Origin of the sequence: Pseudoalteromonas sp. NBT06-2 (assembly GCF_002276045.1) — a bacterium.
Classification (GTDB): Bacteria; Pseudomonadota; Gammaproteobacteria; order Enterobacterales; family Alteromonadaceae; genus Pseudoalteromonas.
Window position 1 is genome coordinate 1 of record NZ_NQMR01000067.1, and the last position, 21963, is coordinate 21963.

Annotated in this window: 21 protein-coding genes; 13 read left to right on the top strand and 8 right to left on the bottom strand. The window is 34.3% G+C overall.

From position 1 onward, the window contains the following. Nucleotides 1-78: 78 nt before the first annotated feature. Nucleotides 79-1908, bottom strand: coding sequence for a DNA helicase RecQ (recQ, locus tag CJF42_RS13650; RefSeq protein ID WP_095367219.1), 1830 nt, complete (start codon nt 1906-1908; stop codon nt 79-81). A gap of 340 nt (nt 1909-2248) precedes the next feature. Between recQ and rarD the strand changes: the two genes are divergently transcribed. Continuing rightward, nucleotides 2249-3145 carry an EamA family transporter RarD gene (gene rarD, locus CJF42_RS13655; RefSeq protein ID WP_252097609.1) on the top strand — a complete coding sequence of 299 codons (897 nt, stop codon included), beginning with the start codon at nt 2249-2251 and terminating at the stop codon, nt 3143-3145. Here the strand turns inward: rarD and CJF42_RS13660 are convergent. After that, the gene (locus CJF42_RS13660) at nt 3142-4380 is read right to left on the bottom strand and encodes a response regulator (RefSeq protein ID WP_095367221.1); all 1239 of its coding nucleotides are present in this window, start codon (nt 4378-4380) and stop codon (nt 3142-3144) included. The genes rarD and CJF42_RS13660 overlap by 4 nt on opposite strands. A gap of 203 nt (nt 4381-4583) precedes the next feature. Between CJF42_RS13660 and CJF42_RS13665 the strand changes: the two genes are divergently transcribed. Continuing rightward, complete coding sequence (locus CJF42_RS13665; protein WP_095367222.1) at nt 4584-5522, top strand: porin; 939 nt, start codon at nt 4584-4586, stop codon at nt 5520-5522. A 76-nt stretch (nt 5523-5598) separates the two neighbouring features. Here the strand turns inward: CJF42_RS13665 and CJF42_RS13670 are convergent, their stop codons facing one another. Together CJF42_RS13670 and CJF42_RS13675 are read right to left on the bottom strand one after the other, a co-directional pair. After that, nucleotides 5599-6516, bottom strand: a complete 918-nt coding sequence (locus CJF42_RS13670; protein ID WP_095367223.1) for a ketopantoate reductase family protein — start codon at nt 6514-6516, stop codon at nt 5599-5601. Continuing rightward, nucleotides 6486-6845: a VanZ family protein gene (locus tag CJF42_RS13675; protein WP_095367224.1), complete on the bottom strand. Its 360-nt coding sequence runs from the start codon at nt 6843-6845 to the stop codon at nt 6486-6488. Before CJF42_RS13675 ends, CJF42_RS13670 begins: the two co-directional genes overlap by 31 nt. A 129-nt stretch (nt 6846-6974) precedes the next feature. Between CJF42_RS13675 and CJF42_RS13680 the strand changes: the two genes are divergently transcribed. Continuing rightward, nucleotides 6975-7457: a YajQ family cyclic di-GMP-binding protein gene (locus CJF42_RS13680; protein ID WP_095367225.1), complete on the top strand. Its 483-nt coding sequence runs from the start codon at nt 6975-6977 to the stop codon at nt 7455-7457. A gap of 224 nt (nt 7458-7681) precedes the next feature. Here CJF42_RS13680 and CJF42_RS13685 read toward each other — a convergent pair whose 3' ends face one another. Continuing rightward, nucleotides 7682-8584: a LysR family transcriptional regulator gene (locus CJF42_RS13685; protein ID WP_095367226.1), complete on the bottom strand. Its 903-nt coding sequence runs from the start codon at nt 8582-8584 to the stop codon at nt 7682-7684. Nucleotides 8585-8696: 112 nt separating this feature from the next. Here CJF42_RS13685 and CJF42_RS13690 point away from each other — a divergent pair, with 112 nt between their 5' ends. Beyond that, a complete protein-coding gene (locus CJF42_RS13690; RefSeq protein ID WP_095367227.1) occupies nt 8697-9308 on the top strand; it encodes a short chain dehydrogenase in 612 nt (203 codons plus the stop codon). Between the two features lie 282 nt (nt 9309-9590). Here CJF42_RS13690 and CJF42_RS13695 read toward each other — a convergent pair whose 3' ends face one another. Together CJF42_RS13695 and CJF42_RS29315 are read right to left on the bottom strand one after the other, a co-directional pair. Continuing rightward, a complete protein-coding gene (locus CJF42_RS13695; protein WP_095367228.1) occupies nt 9591-9905 on the bottom strand; it encodes a hypothetical protein in 315 nt (104 codons plus the stop codon). A 267-nt stretch (nt 9906-10172) separates the two neighbouring features. Continuing rightward, nucleotides 10173-10283 (bottom strand): transposase family protein, encoded by a 111-nt coding sequence (locus tag CJF42_RS29315; RefSeq protein ID WP_095367229.1) that lies wholly within the window; start codon nt 10281-10283, stop codon nt 10173-10175. 258 nt (nt 10284-10541) lie between these two features. Here CJF42_RS29315 and ndk point away from each other — a divergent pair, with 258 nt between their 5' ends. The 9 genes from ndk to der all read left to right on the top strand — a co-directional run bounded on the left by ndk (nt 10542) and on the right by der (nt 20884). Further along, nucleotides 10542-10973 (top strand): nucleoside-diphosphate kinase, encoded by a 432-nt coding sequence (gene ndk, locus CJF42_RS13705; RefSeq protein WP_095367230.1) that lies wholly within the window; start codon nt 10542-10544, stop codon nt 10971-10973. Between the two features lie 177 nt (nt 10974-11150). Beyond that, nucleotides 11151-12290, top strand: a complete 1140-nt coding sequence (gene rlmN / locus CJF42_RS13710) for a dual-specificity RNA methyltransferase RlmN (RefSeq protein ID WP_095367231.1) — start codon at nt 11151-11153, stop codon at nt 12288-12290. 196 nt (nt 12291-12486) lie between these two features. Continuing rightward, nucleotides 12487-13944, top strand: a complete 1458-nt coding sequence (gene pilW, locus CJF42_RS13715; protein WP_095367232.1) for a type IV pilus biogenesis/stability protein PilW — start codon at nt 12487-12489, stop codon at nt 13942-13944. Beyond that, entirely contained in the window at nt 13941-14846 is a 906-nt protein-coding gene (locus tag CJF42_RS13720; RefSeq protein ID WP_095367233.1) for a RodZ domain-containing protein, read from the top strand. The genes pilW and CJF42_RS13720 overlap by 4 nt, the downstream gene beginning before the upstream one ends. Before the next feature lie 16 nt (nt 14847-14862). Continuing rightward, entirely contained in the window at nt 14863-15981 is a 1119-nt protein-coding gene (ispG, locus tag CJF42_RS13725; protein WP_095367234.1) for a flavodoxin-dependent (E)-4-hydroxy-3-methylbut-2-enyl-diphosphate synthase, read from the top strand. Nucleotides 15982-16130: 149 nt separating this feature from the next. Then, nucleotides 16131-17408 (top strand): histidine--tRNA ligase, encoded by a 1278-nt coding sequence (hisS, locus tag CJF42_RS13730; RefSeq protein ID WP_095367239.1) that lies wholly within the window; start codon nt 16131-16133, stop codon nt 17406-17408. A gap of 1 nt (nt 17409) precedes the next feature. After that, on the top strand, nt 17410-18060 hold the full coding sequence (locus CJF42_RS13735; protein WP_095367235.1) for a YfgM family protein: 651 nt from the start codon (nt 17410-17412) through the stop codon (nt 18058-18060). Nucleotides 18061-18070: 10 nt separating this feature from the next. Further along, nucleotides 18071-19252, top strand: a complete 1182-nt coding sequence (gene bamB / locus CJF42_RS13740; RefSeq protein WP_095367236.1) for an outer membrane protein assembly factor BamB — start codon at nt 18071-18073, stop codon at nt 19250-19252. A gap of 168 nt (nt 19253-19420) precedes the next feature. Further along, nucleotides 19421-20884 (top strand): ribosome biogenesis GTPase Der, encoded by a 1464-nt coding sequence (gene der, locus CJF42_RS13745; protein ID WP_095367237.1) that lies wholly within the window; start codon nt 19421-19423, stop codon nt 20882-20884. Between the two features lie 68 nt (nt 20885-20952). On the opposite strand, the gene CJF42_RS13750 is transcribed toward der, so the two are convergent. Beyond that, nucleotides 20953-21435, bottom strand: a complete 483-nt coding sequence (locus CJF42_RS13750; RefSeq protein ID WP_095367238.1) for a DUF6622 family protein — start codon at nt 21433-21435, stop codon at nt 20953-20955. Between the last annotated feature and the right edge of the window lie 528 nt (nt 21436-21963).

The window sequence follows — 21963 nt, forward strand, 5'->3', positions numbered from 1 at the left end:
TGTTTGGGTATATAAACAAACCATTTAAAATATCTTTGAGTGGTTTGATTTATAAAGTCATTCTGGAAAACTAGAAGCTTAACCTTTTGCTAAATAGTTTTGAATAGTTGTTAAAAATTCATGACCGTATTTAGTTAACTTAGTGAAACCCACACCGGATACTTTCAAGAAATCAGAATCATTGGTTGGTAACTTCTGAGCCATCTCGGCTAATGTAGCATCATTAAATACCACATAAGGCGGCAAGTTTTCATTATCAGCAATAACTTTTCTTAGAGCGCGTAATTTAGCAAATAATTGTTTATCGTAATTAAATCGTGCCAGTTTATCTTTGTATACATGCTTAGCATTTAAGCGAGGTTCAGCTAAATTTAGTTCATATTCACCTTTAAGAACAGGTCTTGCAGCTTCTGTTAAACGTAAAATTGAACCTAAAGTAATATCTTGGCGTAATAAACCTTGATGAACAAGTTGGCGTAAAATACTAAGCCAGTATTCTTGAGACTGTTCTTTTCCGATACCAAAAATAGATAATTCATGATGATTATTATCTCGCACTCGGGCTGTATTTGCGCCTCTTAATAGTTCAACCACATACCCCATGCCAAACCTTTGATCTGAACGATAAACTGAAGATAAAGCTTTTTGTGCAACGACAGTGCCATCAAATTGTTTTGGGGGATCTAGACATATATCACAGTTACCACAGGCTTCTCTTTGATATTCTGAAAAGTAATTTAATAATATTTGTCTGCGACATGTTGGTGCTTGAGCGAAGTTAGCCATAGCGCTAAACCTTTGCTCTTCTACTTTTTTTCTTTGTTCATCTTGGATATCTTCAAAAAAGCGTTTAACTCTTGGAATATCTGCAGGATCAAAATATAAAATTGCTTCAGCAGCTAATCCATCGCGGCCAGCTCTGCCAGTTTCTTGATAATAAGATTCAATATTTTTAGGGATATCATAATGAACAACAAATCTAACGTTAGGTTTATTTATGCCCATGCCAAAGGCAACCGTGGCTACTACAATATGTATATCATCACGAGAAAACGCAGTTTGTACAAATTCTCTTTGAGCATTTTCCATTCCTGCATGATAAGCTGCCGCGTTATACCCTGCATCAGAGAGTTTAGCTGCAATATCATCAACGCGCTTACGACTGGTGCAATAAATAATGCCGCTTTGACCTTTTTGTCCACGTAAATAACGCAACAGTTGTGATAAAGGTTTAAATTTTTCTTCCAAGGTGTATCTAATATTAGGGCGATCAAAACTGCCAGTATGAATATGTGGGTTTGTTAAGCCTAATTGAATAACAATATCTTGGCGAGTAGCGGTATCTGCCGTTGCTGTTAGCGCCATCATAGGAATATTAGGGAAGTACTGCTTTAATTGTTGTAAACGGCAATAGTGAGGCCTGAAATCATGTCCCCAATGAGAAACACAATGGGCTTCGTCTATGGCGAATAAACTGATATTTAAATGTCTAATGCGTTCTAAAAATGCATTTTGTAAAATTCTTTCTGGAGCTACATAAAGTAATTTAATTTCAGCTCTATATAATTGCTGAAAAATGTCTTGTTGTTCTTGATATGATTGGCTTTGGTTAATATAAGCGGCAGAAACGCCAGCAGCTTTAAGTTGCGAAACCTGATCTTGCATTAATGAAATTAAAGGCGAAATAACAATTGTTAAACCAGGCATTAATAATGCGGGAATTTGATAACAAAGTGACTTTCCGCCGCCTGTTGGCATCAGTACCAAGGTGTCTTGGCTTTGCATTGCAGCATCTATAACAACATCTTGACCAACTCTAAAATCATCGTAACCAAAAACTTCTTTTAATATATCCTTGGCTGATTTTTGTTGGTTTGCATGTGCTATAACTTCTTGGGGTTCACTCATCTATTGATCTGGCAGATTGTTATCTAAAAAACATAAAATGCATTTTAGAGTTTTTTAGTTTGATTGTCTTTAAATCTGTTTGCTTATTTAATTAATAAACGAAAGCTTTCACATTTGTAAGTATATTAGGTGTATTGCTATAAAAGAGTTTTACAGTTAATGAGTTGTTTATATTAAAGATAAGTTTTGATTGTATTTAATTGATTACAAAAAAGTACAAATGATCTCAATGTTTATTTTTATTTATTTATCTTATTTTTTTAAAAAGCCGTGAAAAGCTATCCAAGGCAATGGTCGATCAGATATTATGCGCCTCTCAATTCCAAGGTGTGATAATTTAATGACAAGTACGCAACAAAAGCAGGGTATATATTACGCGTTAGCGGCTTTTATTATGTGGGGGTTAGCGCCAATATATTTTAAATTAATTGATTCAATTGGTGCATTAGAGATTTTAGCCCATCGTGTTGTTTGGTCGTTTGTTTTTATAATGATCATAATTGCAATAAAGCAAAATTGGTATAAAGTTCAAAGCATTTTTAAACAACCTAAGCTTTTATTAATGTTATTACTTACCTCTACTTTATTAGGGTTTAACTGGGGCTTGTTTATTTGGGCGGTAAATAGCGGGCATATGTTAGATGCCAGTTTAGGCTATTATATAAATCCTTTATTCAATGTACTGCTGGGGATCTTATTCTTAGGTGAAAGGCTAAGGTTACTTCAGGGCACTGCTGTTGGCCTAGCTGCTTTAGGAGTTATAATTCAGCTTATAAGCTTTGGTTCATTCCCTGTGATTGCTTTAGGTTTAGCGACATCATTTGCTATTTATGGCTTATTAAGAAAAAAGATGGCAGTTGAGTCCTTGCCAGGTTTATTACTTGAATCAATTATTTTAGTGCCAATCGCTTTGGTGTATTGGTTTTTTTATGTGGATTCATCAAGTGCAGATTTAACAGCTAATAACTGGCAGCTTAATGTATTATTGATTAGTGCCGGCGTAGTAACAACATTACCTTTGTTATGTTTTACAGCTGCAGCTAAGCGTTTGCAATATTCAACAATCGGATTTTTTCAATATATAGGGCCTAGCCTTATGTTCTGTTTAGCTGTGATATTTTATGGTGAAACAGTGGGTACAGCTCGATTATTTACATTCGGTTTTATTTGGGCAGCGCTTGCTCTTTATACATGGGATGCTTTTAGTGGCAGTAACAAGAAGAAAAACTCAATTTAGAGCTCGTCTTCGTCACAAATAAGTCTGTTACGGCCAGATTCTTTGGCCGTATATAAATGTTTATCTGCTATTTTTAATACTTCATCAATGTCGTAGTCATTTTGCTGCGTTAAGCCGATAGATATAGTGAATGACACATCATATATTTTTGTTTGATCTAAATGATATCTAAACGATTCCAAACGTTTTTTCGCAGAACAGAAGTCAATATTATCAAAGTATATTGCAAACTCTTCACCCCCGAATCTAGCAATAAGTTGATCAGCAAATAATTTCATGAATATTTTAGCTAATTCTTTTAGTACTTCATCGCCTACATCATGTCCTAAGCTATCGTTTATGGATTTAAAGTGATCTATATCTATCATGGCTAAAATAAGTGGAGTGTTATTTGATTTTTGTATATCAGAAAGTACTTTTGCTTGCTCAAAAAAATATCTACGGTTTGGCAGATTTGTTAAGTAATCTTTATTTGCTTGCTGTTTTATTGTCGCAATATTATCAATCATTTCGATATTTTGACTTAAGCGACAATAAAATTCTTCAGGATAAAAAGGCTTTCTTAAATAATCGTTAGCACCACTTTTTAAAAACTGTGCTGATACGTAATTATCTTTTGTGCCTGAAATACCAATTACTATCTTTTCATCATTATTAAATTTTTTCCGGATTTTACCTGTTAAGGTTATACCGTCCATAATGGGCATTTCATTATCAGTGATAATCACTTTAATATCGGGATATAGTGCTAGTTGTTCTAGTGCAAGTTTACCATCTGCAGCTTGTGCAACTTTATATTTATGTCGAACAAGTAAATTATTTAAATGATTTCTTGTCGCTAAAGAATCGTCAACAATTAATATATGCACGTCTTTATTTTTAGGCAGTCTAGTGAGTTGTGTTTCAAGGTACCTGTAGGCCTGATGACTTTCTTTAGTTATATAGTCAACAATAGGATATTGGGATACATAGTCACGGGTGCTATTATCGAGTTTTCCTGTCATCACAATTGTAGGAATTTCAGCTCCTATTGTTAAAGGGATCGCTTCTCCATCAGGCGCATCCGGTAATACAAAATCAACAATGGAACAAAAATAATTATTGTGCTCAATAAGTTCAATCGCTTCAGCTAAGCTGCTGGCTACATCAACTTCAAAACCTATTTTTAATCCTATATGCTTTTGTACTTTAGCAATAGTGGGAGTGTCTTCAATTATAAGTAGCTTATAAGTCACTATTATCCTTTTAATACAATGTTCAGTTTTAAACTTGTTCTTTATAGTGTAGTTACAGAAATTAATAATGTGGATTTTATGATAATTTAAATTTTGAACTAGAATTAATTTAGGTTGTAATATTTCTGTCATCTAATCATGACACAATGCGCCCAGATTTTAGAACTACTTCTGAACTAATTTGATTCTTTGAGGAATTTATTATGAAAATGGCCAAGACTGCACTTGCTGTTTCTTTAGTTACTTTATTTGCACAACCTGTGATGGCTGTTGATCTTACTGTTTATGGTAAGGCTAACGTAACCGTTCAATCATCTGATGACGGTGATGGTTCTTTCACTGAAATTAAAAGTAATGCCTCTCGTTTTGGCGTTAAAGGTGGTCAAAAATTAGATGATGAATTATCAGTTGTTTATAAAATGGAGTGGCAAGTTGATGTTTCTGACGAATCAGGTGAAAAAAATCTAAAATCAAGAAATCAATATGTAGGCCTTAACGGAAGCTTTGGTGAAGTCTTAATTGGTCGTAATGATACAGCACTTAAACAATCACAAGGTAAAATTGATTTGTTTAATGATTTAGAAGCTGACATTAAAACTTTATGGAAAGCAGGCGGTAATGGCGAAAATCGTATGGGTGATTCTATTACTTATAAAACTCCTAAAATGAATGGTTTTCAGTTTATTGGTACCGTGATAGCTGAAGATACTAAAGATGCTGATAATGGTTATTCTGCCGCACTTTTGTTTGGTGATAGCAAACTAAAAAAATCAAAGATATTTGCATCGTTTGCAGCTGATAGTGATGTTAAAGGCTACGATATTATGCGCGCTACAGTACAAAGTAAGCTGGGTGATATTAAATTAGGTGCGATGTACCAAACACAAGAATCTACAGGTGAAGTTAAGTATGAGTCTGACGGTTATGCTTTAAATGCAGCATATGGCCTAGGTAAAGCAACACTGAAAGCACAATATCAATCAATTGATTTTGATGGCGGTGACAATAAAAATGTTGTATCTGTAGGTGTTGATTACAAACTAGCTAAAAATACTAAGCTATTTGGTTTTTACTCTACTTTTGATAACGATTCTTCAGAAGATGAAAGCTACTTAGGTTTAGGTATCGAATACAAATTCTAATAATATAGTTATACGTAACTTAATTATTGATAAAAAAGCTTTCTAATTTAGAAAGTTTTTTTATTTTATTGTATTTTTATAATAATTTTAAAAGTACATATTTATTGTATGGCGTTTCAATATTATATTGTTTTGCTAACTCTACGATATAGCCTGATATCGCTGATATTTCGGTCAGCTTACCTAAGTTGTGATCTCTGTTCATTGAAGAATAATTTTTCGCCGTTGTAGACATGACTGCATAGGCCAAATTTAATGTTTTTGAAAAGCTGATATCAATACCTTCATTTTGCGCAACTAAATAAGCTTCATGTAATAATTGAAAAACCTCTAACGCAAACCTTGGTTGGTTGAGTGCACCATTTTTAACATTGTAAATTGCAGATAATGGATTGATCGCAATATTAATCATTAATTTACGCCACAATAACTGCTTAATATTTCGAGATAAAACCATCTGTGGAATACAGTTTGATAAAGCCTTAAAAATCATTTTTCGATTATTGATTGCAGGCTGATTTATAGGACCTAACGTACTTGTGCCAAATCCAGTATGTATTACATGGTTAGGTTTAGGTTTATAAGCGCCCATAGTCGTAGTTAAAAAAAATAAGCTTTGATTTTCGATTAAATGAGGTTTTATCTGCTCTATGGTTCCCATACCGTTGTGACATAAAATGATTACAGCGTTATTTGTTAATCTATCTTTTATGCTTAAAAAAGCAGTTAATACATCATAAGACTTAGTTGGAATAATTAAAAAGTGAATACTTTCATTATTTTTTTCACTGTGTGTTAATGCAATTTGTTCGATTAAAGTATTGTTTTGATAATTAAAAGTAGTTTCTTTTTGATTACCTCGAAGACAAAGTGAGACTGAATTTGAAGTGTTTTTTGTCAGGTAATGACTTAGTAATAAGCCAATAGCACCTTTTCCTACAATATGTATTTTAGAAGAAGGAATTAAGCTTGTTCTATTTTTTTCTTTTTGCATTTTTTTTGCCAAATCCAATAACTACTGAAATAAAATGTTGCGCCTAATACATCAGCTATAAAATCAGGAAAAGAAGCTTGGCGGTGGGGTAAAGTACTTTGCATCATTTCAATGCCTGCGCCATAGCTGGCTAATAACAAGATATGTATCCAAATATGTGCTTTAAATGCGCGGTGCATTATACCTGCTAATACAATAAAAATACTAAAGTGGGCAACTTTATCAATATGAGGGAATAGTTGGGCAACGTTTTTTACTTCTTTTGCGAATAATGCGGTACAGGCTATTAACACAGTTAAAAACAGCACTTGATATAAACGTCGAGTCACAAAACATTCCATTAAAGTTAATAAGGACCATAATTATATCAAACAAAACACAGTAAAGCTTTGTTCAATTTATGACGCATGGGTATAATTCATAAATTATAAGAGTATAAATTATTTTTGGAGAAAACCATGCCTTCTTTTGATGTTGTATCTGAAGTTGAAATGACAGAAGCTTTAAATTCAGTCGATAACGCTAACCGTGAATTAGAAACGCGTTATGATTTTCGTGGCGTAGAAGCATCGTTCAAATTAACAAAAGAAACGATTTTAATGAAAGCCGATGCTGAATTTCAATTAACACAAATGTTTGAAATATTAGCAAGTAAAGCGGTTAAACGAGGCTTAGATGTAAAAAGCTTTGAGTTAGAAGATATAGTACATACAGGTAAAACATTCAGCCAAGAAGTCACTATTAAGCAAGGTATTGAGCAAGATATAGCTAAAAGGGTAGTGAAAAAAATCAAAGATGCAAAGCTAAAAGTGCAATCAGCGATTCAAGGTGATGAAGTACGTGTTACTGGTAAAAAACGTGACGATTTACAACAAGCTATGCAGCTTATACGCACTGCTGAATTAGGTCAGCCTTTCCAGTTCAAAAACTTCAGAGATTAATACTGCGAGTAAATTAAACTGAGCGAGCAAAATATATTTTTGCTCGTCTATTTTAAGTTCAACCATGATAAAGCTTATAGCAACGCTCAATCACTTTATTATTTATTAGGTTGTATAACAACATAATGATTTTACTGGTTAAATTTTATTAAAAAGACTGGAGAGAAAAAAGTTCTATGCTCGTAAATGAAATAAGAATAGTTTAGTTTTCTTTGGCTATGAGCTCAACTAACAAAAAAACGTGAGTTTTTATCACGCCACAAAACTACAGCATCGATAAAATCTCGTAATTTTTTTGGGTAAAACCGTTGTTTTGCATACAATAAATAAAAATGGTGAGGTGAACTATGCCACATCGGTAATACTCTTACCAGTTGACCACCATGGAGTAAATCTTCAACAATCGGAAATGGTAAGCTGGCAAGCCCATCACCTGCAACAGCTAAGGTTACAATAACCTCATAATTTGAACATGATATTTTACCTTGGGTTGGGATTACAACCTTTTGCCATTCATTAGAATACAAGATCAATTGGTTCCAATTAGAGTTAAAGCTATTTTGTATACATTCGATATTAATTAAATCAGCTGGTGTGACTATTGATTGATCATTTAACCAGTCAGGAGAAGCAACAAGTACATTTTTCATTAAGCCAAAATCTTTCGAAATTAAATTATCGGGAAGGTGATTATTCGTTCTTAGAGCCACATCAAAATCACCGAACTCTACATCTTTAATGTCAGTAGAAAAATCTAGTTCAATCTTCACATTTGGATAACGGCTTCTGTACCCTGCAATCATATCAATACATAACTTATCACCAAGACTGGTAGGTGCGGTGAACCTAATGTGTCCTCGGTCTTCTTGTTGCAGCTCTTTAATGTTTTTTGAAACTCTCAACATCAAAGTTTCTATTTGCTGGGCTGTTTCGAATAGCTCATGGCCCGCTTCCGTTAGAGAGACATTTCTTGTGGTACGATGTAATAAAGAGCATTCTAATTGCAGTTCTAATGCTTTTATGTGGCGCGATACCAACCCCTTTGAAACCCCTAAGCTTTCTGCTGCAGCTGAAAAACTTTTAAGTTTAGCTACTTTGAGAAATGTCTCTACATGCGCAATATTCATATTAACTCCAAAAAGTAAACAGTATTGTCAAAATTTGCTGTTTTTCATACATTGTTACCAGTCTATAGTATCAATTGTTGAACAAACAACGTAACTCATTTGGAGAAAAGTGATGAAAATTGCAGTTATAGGTGCTAGCGGTTCGGTTGGCAAGGCAGTAGTCGAATTATTAGAAATAGAGCATGAAGTGATCAAGCTTGGTTCAAATCATGGTGATATCAAATTAGATATTAGTAACCGTAAATCGATAAGAACAGCATTTGATAAAATTGGACGTGTTGATGCGATTATTAATGCAGCAGGAACTGTCGCATTTAAACCCTTTGGTGAATATACCGATGAAGATTGGGAGGTAGGTCTGCAAAGTAAATTGATGGGACAAATTCGTTTAGCGGAAGAAGGATCTAACTATCTTAATGATGGAGGAAGTATAACTCTGACTTCTGGTATAACTGCAGATTACCCTATTCGTTTTGGAATAAGTGCCGCTGTGGTTGGGGGGGCAATTGAATACTTTGCTAAATCAGCAGCACTGGAAGCACCAAGAGGGATCAGAATAAACGTAGTAAGTCCGACAGTATTGGATGAATCACTTGCTGCGTATGGTGACTTTTTCCCTGGATTTTTAAGTATACCAGGTAAAGAAGTTGCTAAGTTTTATAAACGTTCAATTCTTGGGATAGAGAACGGTCACGTATTTAAGTGTTTCGCAGGAAATAGCTAATCTTCACTGAATAAAATAACAATCTGAGTTACAATGGCTCGCAATTATTGGTGATTTAGTTTTTGCAGAATTTAAATGACTTTTCTGATCATTTTTTAGTTTTTCTGCCGAACTTTTGTAGTTCACCTGATTTTTAATTTTACCAGAAGTAAGCTTATTTGAAAGCATCATATTTTTTAGGCAATTGATAATCGTCACTTTCAAGTTGTCTCATTATAGATTAAATTCTTCAACCATCACGGCTTCGAATCAACTGAATACTGTTAACACCTCTTTGAGTAATTATCTCATTAGTATTAGTTCGGTAAACATGAAACTGATACTGTGAGCAACATTTCCAATAATGATTGTTTTCGCCTCAATTTCTCTTTCATCAAACGAAATAATATGTTCCTGAGCAAATTGATTTTCAAACTCTTTTACAATATCAGAGAGTAACCTAACTGACGGCTTTCCTTTTTTGACTTGATGGAATGTTGCTAAAGTCTGGCTTAAAAATTCTAAAAATTTTGGGATCGCTGTAATTTCATTAGATTTGTTATCTACTTTTTGTTGACCTAGTACTAATCCATTTCCACAACTCCATGCATTGACCACATGAAGTGAATTCTCTCTATCTTTCGTTGTAAAGCTGCCTCTGGCGACTTTTCCATCACATCTAACATCACACCTATTTGTTTAGCAATATCTTTTACCCAATTTACAAAGTATTTTTGAATACAGCTTGGACTGATCCTACTTAGTACGCGAGCAATCGAATCATGTGTTGGTATGCCATTTTTAAAAGGAAGCTATTGTCTAACCATTTAATTTAACATGCCCAAAATCTTCTACATCTTCTACATCTTCTATATCTTCAGCACCTTATAGCACAGAGCATACAGCTAGAAATAAGATATCGATTAACTGGTGACGTTTATTTGATTTTCTAGGGTCTTCTATTTTTGAAAAGTGAGTGATGAAATTACTTCCCATACTGGTAAACCTTTACTTTATTGTTTCCCGATCTGATCTTCAATCTCTAAAATAGTTTCATCTAAATTATCTTGCCCTGCAGGAAATGATTGGAAAAGCCATTTTTAATTAAGTGAAAACTAAATCACCAAGAATTTCTGAATTTCGATAATTAAGATAGGATCTTTGGATATTATCGCGTATAATTCGCGCCCACTTATATCGGATGTCCTTTCATTCGTATAAACCATATTCTTTTAATTTATTGGAGCAAATAAGATGGCTTTAGAGCGTACTTTTTCAATCATCAAACCTGACGCAGTAGCTAAAAATTTAATCGGTCAAATCTATAACCGTTTTGAAACTGCTGGCCTGAAAATCGTAGCTTCTAAAATGGTACACCTTTCTCAAGAGAAAGCTGAAGGTTTCTACGCTGAGCATTCTGAGCGTCCTTTCTTTGGTGCTTTAGTTTCATTTATGACTTCTGGTCCAGTTATGGTGCAAGTTTTAGAAGGCGAAAACGCTGTTCTTAAAAACCGTGAAATTATGGGAGCTACTAACCCTGCTGAAGCACTAGCTGGTACTATCCGTGCAGATCTTGCTGATAGCATCGATGAAAATGCAGCTCACGGTTCTGATGCTTTAGAGTCTGCTGCACGTGAAATTGCTTATTTCTTCGCTGATGAAGAACTTTGTTCGCGCACTAGATAATTTCTTTGTAGTGACAGCTTAGGCTGTTTAGCTACACGGATTGTAGAAAAGGGCTTTATGCCCTTTTCTTGTCTTTTTTATAAATAAATCATGTGGTTTTGAGTTATTTATAAAGTAGATAAGTTGATTTATTTACTCATTACAAACATTAAAGTCGTCATTATGGTAGAGGTCTTCATGAATACCACAAAAGCTAAAATTAACTTACTTGATTTAAACCGCAAAGGCATGCGCGAACTATTTGAATCATACGGCGAAAAGCCATTTCGTGGTGATCAAGTAATGAAATGGATTTACCATTTTGGCGTTGATAATTTTGATGAAATGAGCAATATTAATAAAAAGCTAAAAGCACGCTTAAAAGATGAGTGTGAAATTCGAGCACCAGAAATATCAGAAAAACAAGTCGCTAGTGATGGCACAATTAAGTATGCGTTAATTTTAGCTGGTGGACAGGAAGTCGAAGCTGTTTGGATCCCTGAAAAAGAACGTAAAACACTATGTGTTTCTTCTCAAGTAGGCTGCGCACTTGAATGTACTTTTTGTTCTACGGCGCAACAAGGCTTCAACCGTAATTTAAAAGTGTCAGAGATCATAGGTCAAGTTTGGCGTGTTGCTAAAGATGTTGGTTTACATGCTGATAGTACAAATAGACCGGTTACAAATGTTGTTATGATGGGAATGGGGGAGCCGTTACTTAATTTAAACAATGTTATACCAGCAATGGAATTAATGATGGATGATTGGGGGTTTGGTTTATCTAAACGCCGTGTAACCATTAGTACGTCTGGTGTTGTACCTGCACTTGATATCTTAAAAGAAAAAATTGATGTTGCTTTAGCTATTTCTTTACATGCACCTGATAACGAGCTGCGTGATGTATTAGTACCAATCAATAAAAAATATCCTATAGCTGAATTTTTGGCAGCATGTCGTCGTTATATTGATGGTTCAAAAGCGAATAAAGATGTGACGATTGAATACGTTATGCTTGACCACATAAATGATAGTACTGACCAAGCACATGAATTAGTTAAAACGCTTAAAGGTACGCCTTCAAAAGTTAACTTAATTCCATTTAATCCATTTCCTGGCAATGATTATGGCCGTTCAAGCAATAGTAGAATTGATCGGTTCTCTAAAGTTTTACAAGCTGCAGGTATAACTTGTATTGTTCGTCGTGCTCGTGGTGATGATATAGATGCGGCTTGTGGTCAGTTAGTGGGGGATGTTAAAGATCGTACTAAACGATTAATGAAAAAGAGAATGCAGCAAGACAATGAAATTTCAGTTAAGGTAATGCCTGCTAAACAATAGTTATTTTTGTCATTTAGTGAAAGGGTTTCGATATAACTAAATGACAAAAATAGATGCAGTTAAGGTACTTTTCTGTAAACTGTTCTTTTATTATAAGAAATGGTTATTTATTTTTGATAAACGAGCTAAATTCAATCGTTTACGCTAGCTTGATTTGATTGATTTTTTTATATTGTTTATTAATAAGGAAATTTATATGCGTCACTTTTTATTTTATCTTCTAGTATTGTTATGTTTATCTGGGTGTGTGACTCAAAATACATATGATGGCAGCAAAAAATCTGTTATCACAAAAAAGATTAATAATACGCAAGCTGCACGTACACGTATATCTTTAGCATTAAAATACCTTTCTATGGGTGATAGTTCTCAAGCTAAATATAATTTAGAGAAAGCACTTTATTTTTCACCTAACCTTCCTGAAGTACATTATACAACAGCGTATTTCTATCAATCGGTTGGTGAATCAGATAAAGCAAAAGAATCCTACGAGAAAGCATTATCTTTAGCCCCTAATGATGCAAATACACTCAATAATTATGGTGTGTTTTTATGTGATATTGGTGAATATGATCATGCTGTTGATAATTTTTTAAGTGCAATTGAAATCCCAAGCTATTTGAGAGTGGCTGAAAGCTATGAAAATTTAGCTTTATGCGCCATTGATGCGGATGATTTTGACAATGTTGAAGACTATTTAAAATCATCTGTCAAACATAGCCCTATGCGTGGCTCTTCATTAATTAATCTATCTGCTTTTTATTACGCTAAAAGTGACTTACATAAAGCACAAATGACACTGAAACGTTATGGTGCCGCAGGAAGAATTTCTTCAAGGTCTTTATTATTATCTTATTTAATTGAATCGAGTATGGGGCATTTAGAAAAAGCGCGTACTTTATCTCAAACAATTGAGCAAACTTATACAACTTCAATTGAAGCTAAAATTTTACGTAAAAGTCAAACGACATCAAGTGAATTTGTGAAATTAAAAGAACAATATCGTAAAAGTGAGTTAAGAAAGTTACAAAAAGATATTTTATCTAGAAAAGATAAACCAAAAATTAAAATTCTTAAAAAGAAAAAAGTACCAGAGACAACACAAATAAACAAAAAGTTAAAAAAAATAACAAAAATAGCAAGCCAGATTCAAAGTGATAAAATAAAATTTTTAGGGGGAGAAGTAAAAAAAGATAACCGTAATGTTGAATCGACAACGGTTGTTTTAGTTGAACAATTGAATATTGCAGAACAAACTCCATTAGTACTGCCATCGATAACGATACCTAATGATGAAGATCAGGAAATAGCTTTAGAAAATAGAAATATAAGTGAAATTGAAGTACCTTTCCATATCGTCAAAAGTGGTGAGAATTTATTTAGCATTTCAGTGAAATACAATGTTAAATTACAAAGTTTATTGCAATGGAATAAATTATCAGAATCAGATCAGGTTTATAAAGGAACCAAAATCTATTTAAACAATCCAAATATTTATCATCAGGTCAGCGAGGGTGATACATTGTTTAGTATTTCAGTAAAATATAATATTTTGATGAAAAAATTACTTGAATGGAATGCTTTACAAGAGAATGTTTATTTAACACCAAGTAATCGAATTTTATTAGTGGATCCAAAAACATATATATTATGACAGATAAAACATTAGAGCAGGATCAAGAGCAAGCAAAGGCTAGTTTAGGGTACATTTTAATAAAAGGTCGTGAAGAGGCTAATATCTCAGTAGAGTCTTTGGCGAGCCAATTAAATTTAGATGTTTCTCAGCTTATTAATTTAGAAAATAATCAATATAAAAATTTAGGACCAGAAATTTTTGTAAAAGGATATATAAAGTCTTATTGCAAAATTTTAAACTTAAATGAATGTGAAGTTATGCAGAGCTATCAATCTGTCGAACGTAATTCTAAAGAAAATCAAATGCAGAGTTTCTCAAATCGCTTTGAAAAAGAAACCCACGATAGTCGATTAATGCTCGTAAGCTATATCGTTTTAAGTATCGTATTAGGCTCATCTGGAATTTTATGGTGGCAGAACCAAGTTTCGAAAGAAGATGTTGCCATTAATGCATCTGAAGTTGATATGACTTTAAATGCACAGACCGAGAGTAGTGATAGTGCTGATACTACTTTTGTGACTGAACCTAAAATTAGTTCAAGTATTAATCAAGCTCAATCGATGTCATCTAAAGAAGAAATAACAGCAATTAATGTCCAAAATCCAACAAGTGATCTCAAAATAGCAAAAGTAAATACTGATACAGTCGCGCCAGAACCATTAAAAAAAGTAATATTAAACAAAATAATTATGCACTTTTCTGGTGATAGTTGGGTTGAAATTTTTGATGCTACAGGTGAGAGAGTGGCTTTTGGTGTAAAAAAATCAGGTTATGTTATGACTGTTAATGGCGTTGCACCATTTGCTGTGGTATTAGGTAAGCAACAGTTAGTAGAAATTGAGCTAGATGGTGAAAAGGTTGATACCTCAAGTTTACCTACAAATCGTTTAGCAAAATTCCAACTTCCTTTATCGCTATAAATAGATTGAGAATATTATGTTTTCTGAAAATCCTATTAAAAGAAGAAAATCCAGCCGAATTTATGTAGGTGATGTACCTATTGGTGATGGCGCACCCATCGCTGTACAGTCAATGACAAATACAGATACCATGGACATTGATGCAACTGTAAGGCAAATACAAGATATTCAAAATGCTGGTGCTGATATAGTAAGAGTATCCGTACCAACAATGGCTGCAGCAGATGCTTTTAAAAGCATTAAACAGCAAGTTGATGTGCCTTTAGTGGCAGATATCCATTTTGATTATCGTATCGCTTTGAAAGTAGCTGAATATGGTGTTGATTGTTTACGTATTAACCCTGGAAATATTGGTTCAGAAGATCGTATTAGAGCTGTAGTTGATGCTGCTAGAACATATGATATCCCAATTAGAATTGGTGTAAATGGTGGTTCACTAGAAAAAGATATCCAAGAAAAATATAAAGAACCGACACCTGAAGCATTATTAGAATCAGCAATGCGACATGTTGAAATATTACAACGTCTTAATTTTGACCAATTTAAAATATCGGTAAAAGCGTCTGATGTATTTTTAGCTGTTGGTGCATATAAATTATTAGCGAAAGAAATTGAACAACCTCTCCATTTAGGTATTACCGAGGCTGGAGGTTTTAGAGCGGGGGCGGTGAAATCAGCTGTTGGCTTAGGCATGTTATTATCTGAAGGTATCGGAGATACATTACGTATTTCTCTTGCTGCTGATCCTGTGCAGGAAGTTAAAGTTGGTTTTGATATTTTAAAATCGTTACGCATTCGCTCTCGTGGTATTAACTTCATTGCATGCCCAAGTTGTTCAAGACAAGAATTTGATGTTGTAAAGACGATGAATCAACTTGAAGAAAACTTAGAAGATATCATTACACCAATAAGTGTGTCAGTTATTGGTTGTGTTGTAAATGGTCCTGGTGAAGCAATTATCAGTGATTTAGGCTTGGCGGGTGCTAATAAGCGATCTGGCTTGTATATAAATGGTGAACGCCAAAAAACACGCATTGATAATGGTAATGTTGCTGAACAATTAGAACAACAAATACGTCATTATGTAAAAGCAAAAGATGCGCAAACGCTCATTGATGTAAAAATAGTAGAGTAATTAATCTGACTTCAGGTTAATTTAATAAAGTAAAAATAGCTAGCTAGAAGAAAAGATGAATTTGGTTTATAATTCGGCTCTTTTATTAACGCATGTTAAAATTTTCAGCGTTTTATTATTTATCAGTAACAAATGAATTAGGAACGACAGTGGTTAAACAAATCCAAGCAGTACGTGGTATGAACGATTATCTGCCAGGCGATACACAAATTTGGCAGAAACTAGAAGCAATATTACGCGAAACAGTTGCTTCATTTGGTTATCAGGAGATACGTTTCCCTATTGTAGAATCAACAGATTTATTTAAACGCTCGCTCGGTGAAGTAACTGATATTGTTGAAAAAGAAATGTATACTTTTGAGGACAGAAGTGGCGATAGTTTGACTCTAAGACCAGAAGGTACTGCTGTGTGTGTTCGTGCTACAAATCAGGCCGGCTTACTGTATAATCAAGAGCAAAGACTTTGGTACATGGGTCCAATGTTTAGACATGAGCGCCCACAAAAAGGTCGTTACCGACAGTTTTATCAATTTGGCTTAGAGTCTTTTGGCTTCTCTACTGCTGAAATGGATGCAGAAATTATTATTCTTACTGCTCATCTTTGGAAAAAACTAGGTATTGATAAAAACGTAACATTAGAGCTTAACTCATTAGGTTCTAATGGAGCACGTGCAAAATATCGTGAAATCTTAATTGCATTTTTAGAAGAGAATAAATCGCAATTAGATGAAGATTCTTTACGCCGTATGCATAGTAATCCATTACGTGTTTTAGATAGTAAAAATCCTGAGGTTCAAGCATTATTAGTTAATGCACCTAAGCTTTCAGAAAACTTAGATGAAGGTTCAGCTGAACATTTTGCAAATTTATGTGAACGTTTAGATGCTGCAGGTATCGAATACCAAGTTAATGAAAAATTAGTACGTGGTTTAGATTATTATAATCGTACAGTATTTGAATGGGTAACTAAAAACCTTGGTGCTCAAGGTACGGTATGTGCTGGTGGACGTTATGATGGATTAGTTGAACAGCTAGGTGGCAAAGCAACTCCAGCGGTTGGTTTTGCAATGGGTATGGAACGCTTAGTTTTACTATTACAAGAGTTACAGTGTGTCGGTGAGCTTCGTAGCAATGTAGATGTATATTTTGCAGCTATGGGCGATAAGGCAAGTATTCAAGCGCAAGTAATAGCGCAGCAGTTAAGAGAGCAAGTACTAGGTGTGCGTATTATGGTACATGCTGGTGGTGGTAACTTAAAAAAACAACTAAAACGCGCAGATAAAAGTGGTGCACAAATCGCCCTAATTATCGGTGATGATGAGCTAGAACAAGGCATTTTGACAATTAAATATCTAAGAGAAAAGAAAGATCAAATAACATTAAATATTGATGAAGTCAGAACTCTTTTAACAGATTTGGTAGGATAGTATGGAAGTTTATTCAACAGAAGAAGAACAAGCAGAAGCCATTAAAGGTTTTTTTCGTGACAATGGTATAGCACTTGCTGTCGGCGTAGTATTAGGTTTAGGTGGTTTATATGGTTGGAGAGCTTATAATCAACATAAAATCGAAACAACAGAATCCACGTCAGACTCTTATACACAATTAATTGAAAAAGCAGGGCAAGAAGATTCAACTTTATTAGCTGATGCAGACGAATTTATCAGAGTGAATGGTGACTCTAGTTACTCTGTTTTAGCTGCTTTTGTAACTGCAAAAGAAGCGGTAGAAAAAGATGATTTGGAGAAAGCGGCAGAAAAATTAACTTGGATCTCAGTTAATGCTCAAAATATTGAATTCAAAGCATTAGCTTTCACGCGTTTAGCGCGTATTCAATTAGAACAAAAGCAATTTGATGCCGCTTTAGCAACATTAAAAAATGCATTTCCTGAAAGTTTTAAAGCGATAATTTCTGAGCTTAAAGGGGACATATTTGTTGCTAAAAATGAAAATGAACAAGCGCGTAATGCTTATCAAGCCGCAACTGATGCGGGTGGTCTAGAGAATAATACACTATTACAAATTAAACTTGATAATTTAGCTGTTGCCACGTTGAACGTACCAGTATCTGAAAACTAAGGTTAAAGTCATGAAAAAAATTACCATGGCAACATTGGCCATATGTATGGCCACATTAATGGGTTGTTCTTCAAATGATGATGAAGAGCCTGATGAACTTATTTTACCAGTAATAGTTAATCAGTTTGATACTAAGATTTTATGGCAAGAATCTGTAGGTGATGGTGTAGGTCATTATTTCTCAAAACTTTCACCTACTGTATATAAAGATACGGTTTATGTTGCAGATAGAAGCGGTAAAGTAACAGCACTTTCTTTAGAAACAGGCGATCAATTATGGCAAAAAGATGTACGGGCTAACATTGCATTTTGGCCTTGGGAAGACAGCGATAACGCAAAACTTTCAGGTGGCTTATTACAAGCATTTGGTAAAATATATGTTGGCTCTGAACATGGCGAAATTATCGCTTTAGATAGAGAAACAGGTGAAATAGTTTGGCGTAAAGATGTTCCTGGTGAGGCACTTTCAAGCCCTGCAGCAGGTGATGGTTTAATTTTTGCTAATTTAGGTTCAGGGCAACTAGTTGCTTTGCACCCTGATACGGGAGAGCTACGCTGGAAATACGAGCAAGAAGTACCTGCATTAACTTTACGTGGCATGAGTGCACCTGTTGTTGCGAATGGCGGTGTATTAGTTGGTGAAGAAACTGGCAAATTAACCGTACTTATTTCTGAAAGTGGATTTTCTGCTTGGAAGGCTGATATTGCAGTACCAAAAGGCTCATCTGAATTTGAGCGTTTAGTTGATGTTGATGTTAAACCTATTGTTTCAGGCTCTATCGTTTATACTTTAGCTTACAATGGTAATTTAGCTGCTGTAGATATCCGATCTGGCAACGTTATTTTTAAACGTGAATACAGTGGCTACAGAGAGATAACTACCGATGGCCTAAACATTTATTTGGTTGATAGCTCTGGTGGTATTTTTGCTTTAGATAAAAACTCTGGTATAGAGCGTTGGAGTCAACCGGCTTTAGTTGGCTGGCATTTAACTGGGCCGACTGTTATCGGAAACAATTTAGTCTTAGGTGATAATGAAGGTAATCTACATTGGATAGATAAAACTAATGGTGAATTAGTTTCTCGTGAAGAGTTTGATAGTTCAGGCTTTTTTGTAGAAGCAGTCGCTGCTGGTAATAAACTTATTATTACTACAAGAGATGGTGAAGTTTCAGTTATTGAAGCACCATAATGTAACGTTTTAGTTAATCATAATTTAATGTGTGATTAAATAAGATAATTTTAAAGGGCTTCGCATAGCGAAGCCTTTTGTTGTTTTTAGTTTTCATACTAAATTTAAAAGTGAACTATTATAAAATGGTTTAGAATTTAGACTTAGTATAATTTAAAGGGGTTGTTTATGCTTCCTGTGATCGCTCTTGTTGGGCGACCTAATGTTGGTAAATCCACATTATTTAACCGTTTAACTCGTACTCGTGATGCGCTAGTTGCTGACTTTCCAGGTTTAACACGTGATCGTAAATATGGTCAGGCGCGTAGTGATGACTATGAGTTTATCGTTGTGGATACTGGCGGAATTGATGGTTCGGAAACGGGTATCGAAGTGGAAATGGCTGAGCAATCTTTATTAGCAATAGAAGAAGCTGATGTTGTTTTATTTTTAGTTGATGCTCGAGCTGGCATGACAGTAGCCGATCAAGCAATTGCTAATCATTTACGTAAAAAAGATAAACCAATTTTAGTTGTTGCTAATAAAACAGATGGTATTGATGCAGACTCAAACTGTGCTGAGTTTTATCAGTTATCACTCGGTGAAGTTTATCACATTGCAGCATCACATGGACGAGGTGTAACTTCATTAATTGAAATTGCGCTACAACCTATTATTGAAGAATATAATAAGTTGCATGGCATTGAGGTGAATGTTGAAGAAGATGATGAGTTCTCTGAAATTTATGAAAATGATGAAGACTTAAAAGATTACAACCCAGAAGATAAACCAATTAAATTAGCAATTATTGGTCGTCCTAATGTAGGTAAGTCTACACTGACTAACCGTATTTTAGGTGAAGAACGCGTGATTGTTTATGATGCACCGGGAACAACGCGAGATTCAGTGTATATTCCTATGATACGTAATGATAGAGAATATGTCTTAATTGATACAGCTGGTGTACGTAAGCGTAAAAAAGTAAGCGATGTTGTCGAAAAATTCTCAGTAATTAAAACATTAAAAGCGATTGAAGATGCTAATGTTGTTTTAATAGTTGTTGATGCGCGAGAAGGTATTAGCGACCAAGATTTAAGCCTACTAGGTTTTACTTTGAACGCAGGTCGCTCATTAGTTATCGCTGTGAATAAATGGGATGGCTTAGATGATTATGTTAAAGATCGTATTAAAACTGAACTTGATAGACGTTTAGGTTTTATTGATTTTGCACGTATTCATTTTATATCTGCACTTCACGGTACAGGTGTAGGTCATTTATTTGAATCAGTGGACGAAGCATACAAATCAGCAACACAACGTGTCAGTACATCTATGTTACGTCGTATCATGGATATGGCTCAGTCAGATCACCAACCACCAATGGTGAGTGGTCGTCGTGTTAAGTTTAAATATGCTCACGCAGGTGGTTACAATCCACCCATTATCGTTATTCACGGTAATCAGGTGCATAAGTTACCTACGTCATACAAACGTTACTTAATGAATTATTATCGTAAAGCATTAAATGTAATGGGGACGCCAATTAAGATTGAATTTCGTGAAGGTGATAACCCTTACGCTGGCCGTACTACTAAAGTTACTTTGTCGCAAAAACGTAAACGCAGACAAATTGCTAAGTTACATAAAAAATAATTTTTGAATGTTTTGTTCTAAAATAAACTAAAGAAAGCGCCTGTGGCGCTTTTTTTTGCCTATTAAAGTTATTTAATCGACTTTAAAATAACTAGTCCTCTTGATGTAAATAGGCCATTAAATAACCCTAATAAGCAGCTGATTAGTATGATAAAACTTGGCTCTGTAATTATGTCAGGTTGAAGCACATTTAATACGCCTAAGGTATATTTAGTAAAAAATAATAACATGATAAGTATCAGTGGTAACCAACTACCTGATATTTCAATGTGTTTGTCTATTTTATTGTATTTTACAGTAGAAAAATTACATATAAGGCCTATATAACAAGCTACACATATTGTAGCTATCCATAAGCTGAGGCTAATAAATACATCAGAAAAAATAGTTAGGATTGTATGTAAAGATAAAATTAGCATGGCAATCGGTAATATTAAACTAACCGTAATTTTAACTGTTCTGGTTTTTGATTGTTTAAATCCAACCCAGAGTAAAATAGTAAACAAAATAAAAACCCAAGATGGTGTATTTTTGATTATTGCTATTAGCATTTTATTTTCTCTAAAAAGTAAGTAGTTGAATTATTGTTTTATTTTTAGATGTTTTCAAATATCAAATGTGCAAATTGATTGATATTAAAGGCTAATTTAGAAGAAAATACACTTATTTATGCACTTTATCATGATATATCACTGCTTATCTCTGTATGTGTACTTTTGTCACTTAATCAAACTTAAATTTTTTATGCGCGTATATTTCACCCTTAAGTATTTTATATCAGGAGAAATAAATGCGTTGGTTATGTTTAACTTTATTTATAATTAACTTTAATTTTGCAGCTCAAGCTAAAGAGGTAAACTTCACTTTAAGAACCCAGGCGCGTATAAAAGAGGCAAGTTGTTGAAAGGCTTGAACAGCTCAAAATCATTTAGTTATATCCCAGTGCGCACACAGGTAGCGACATATTTATGTGCTGTTGAAGCGGCAACTAAAGCTGAAGATACAACGAAGGCATTGGCTTACATAAATGCGGTGACTGCTATTGCGCCTAAAGGGGCACATATACCCAAACCACTTCA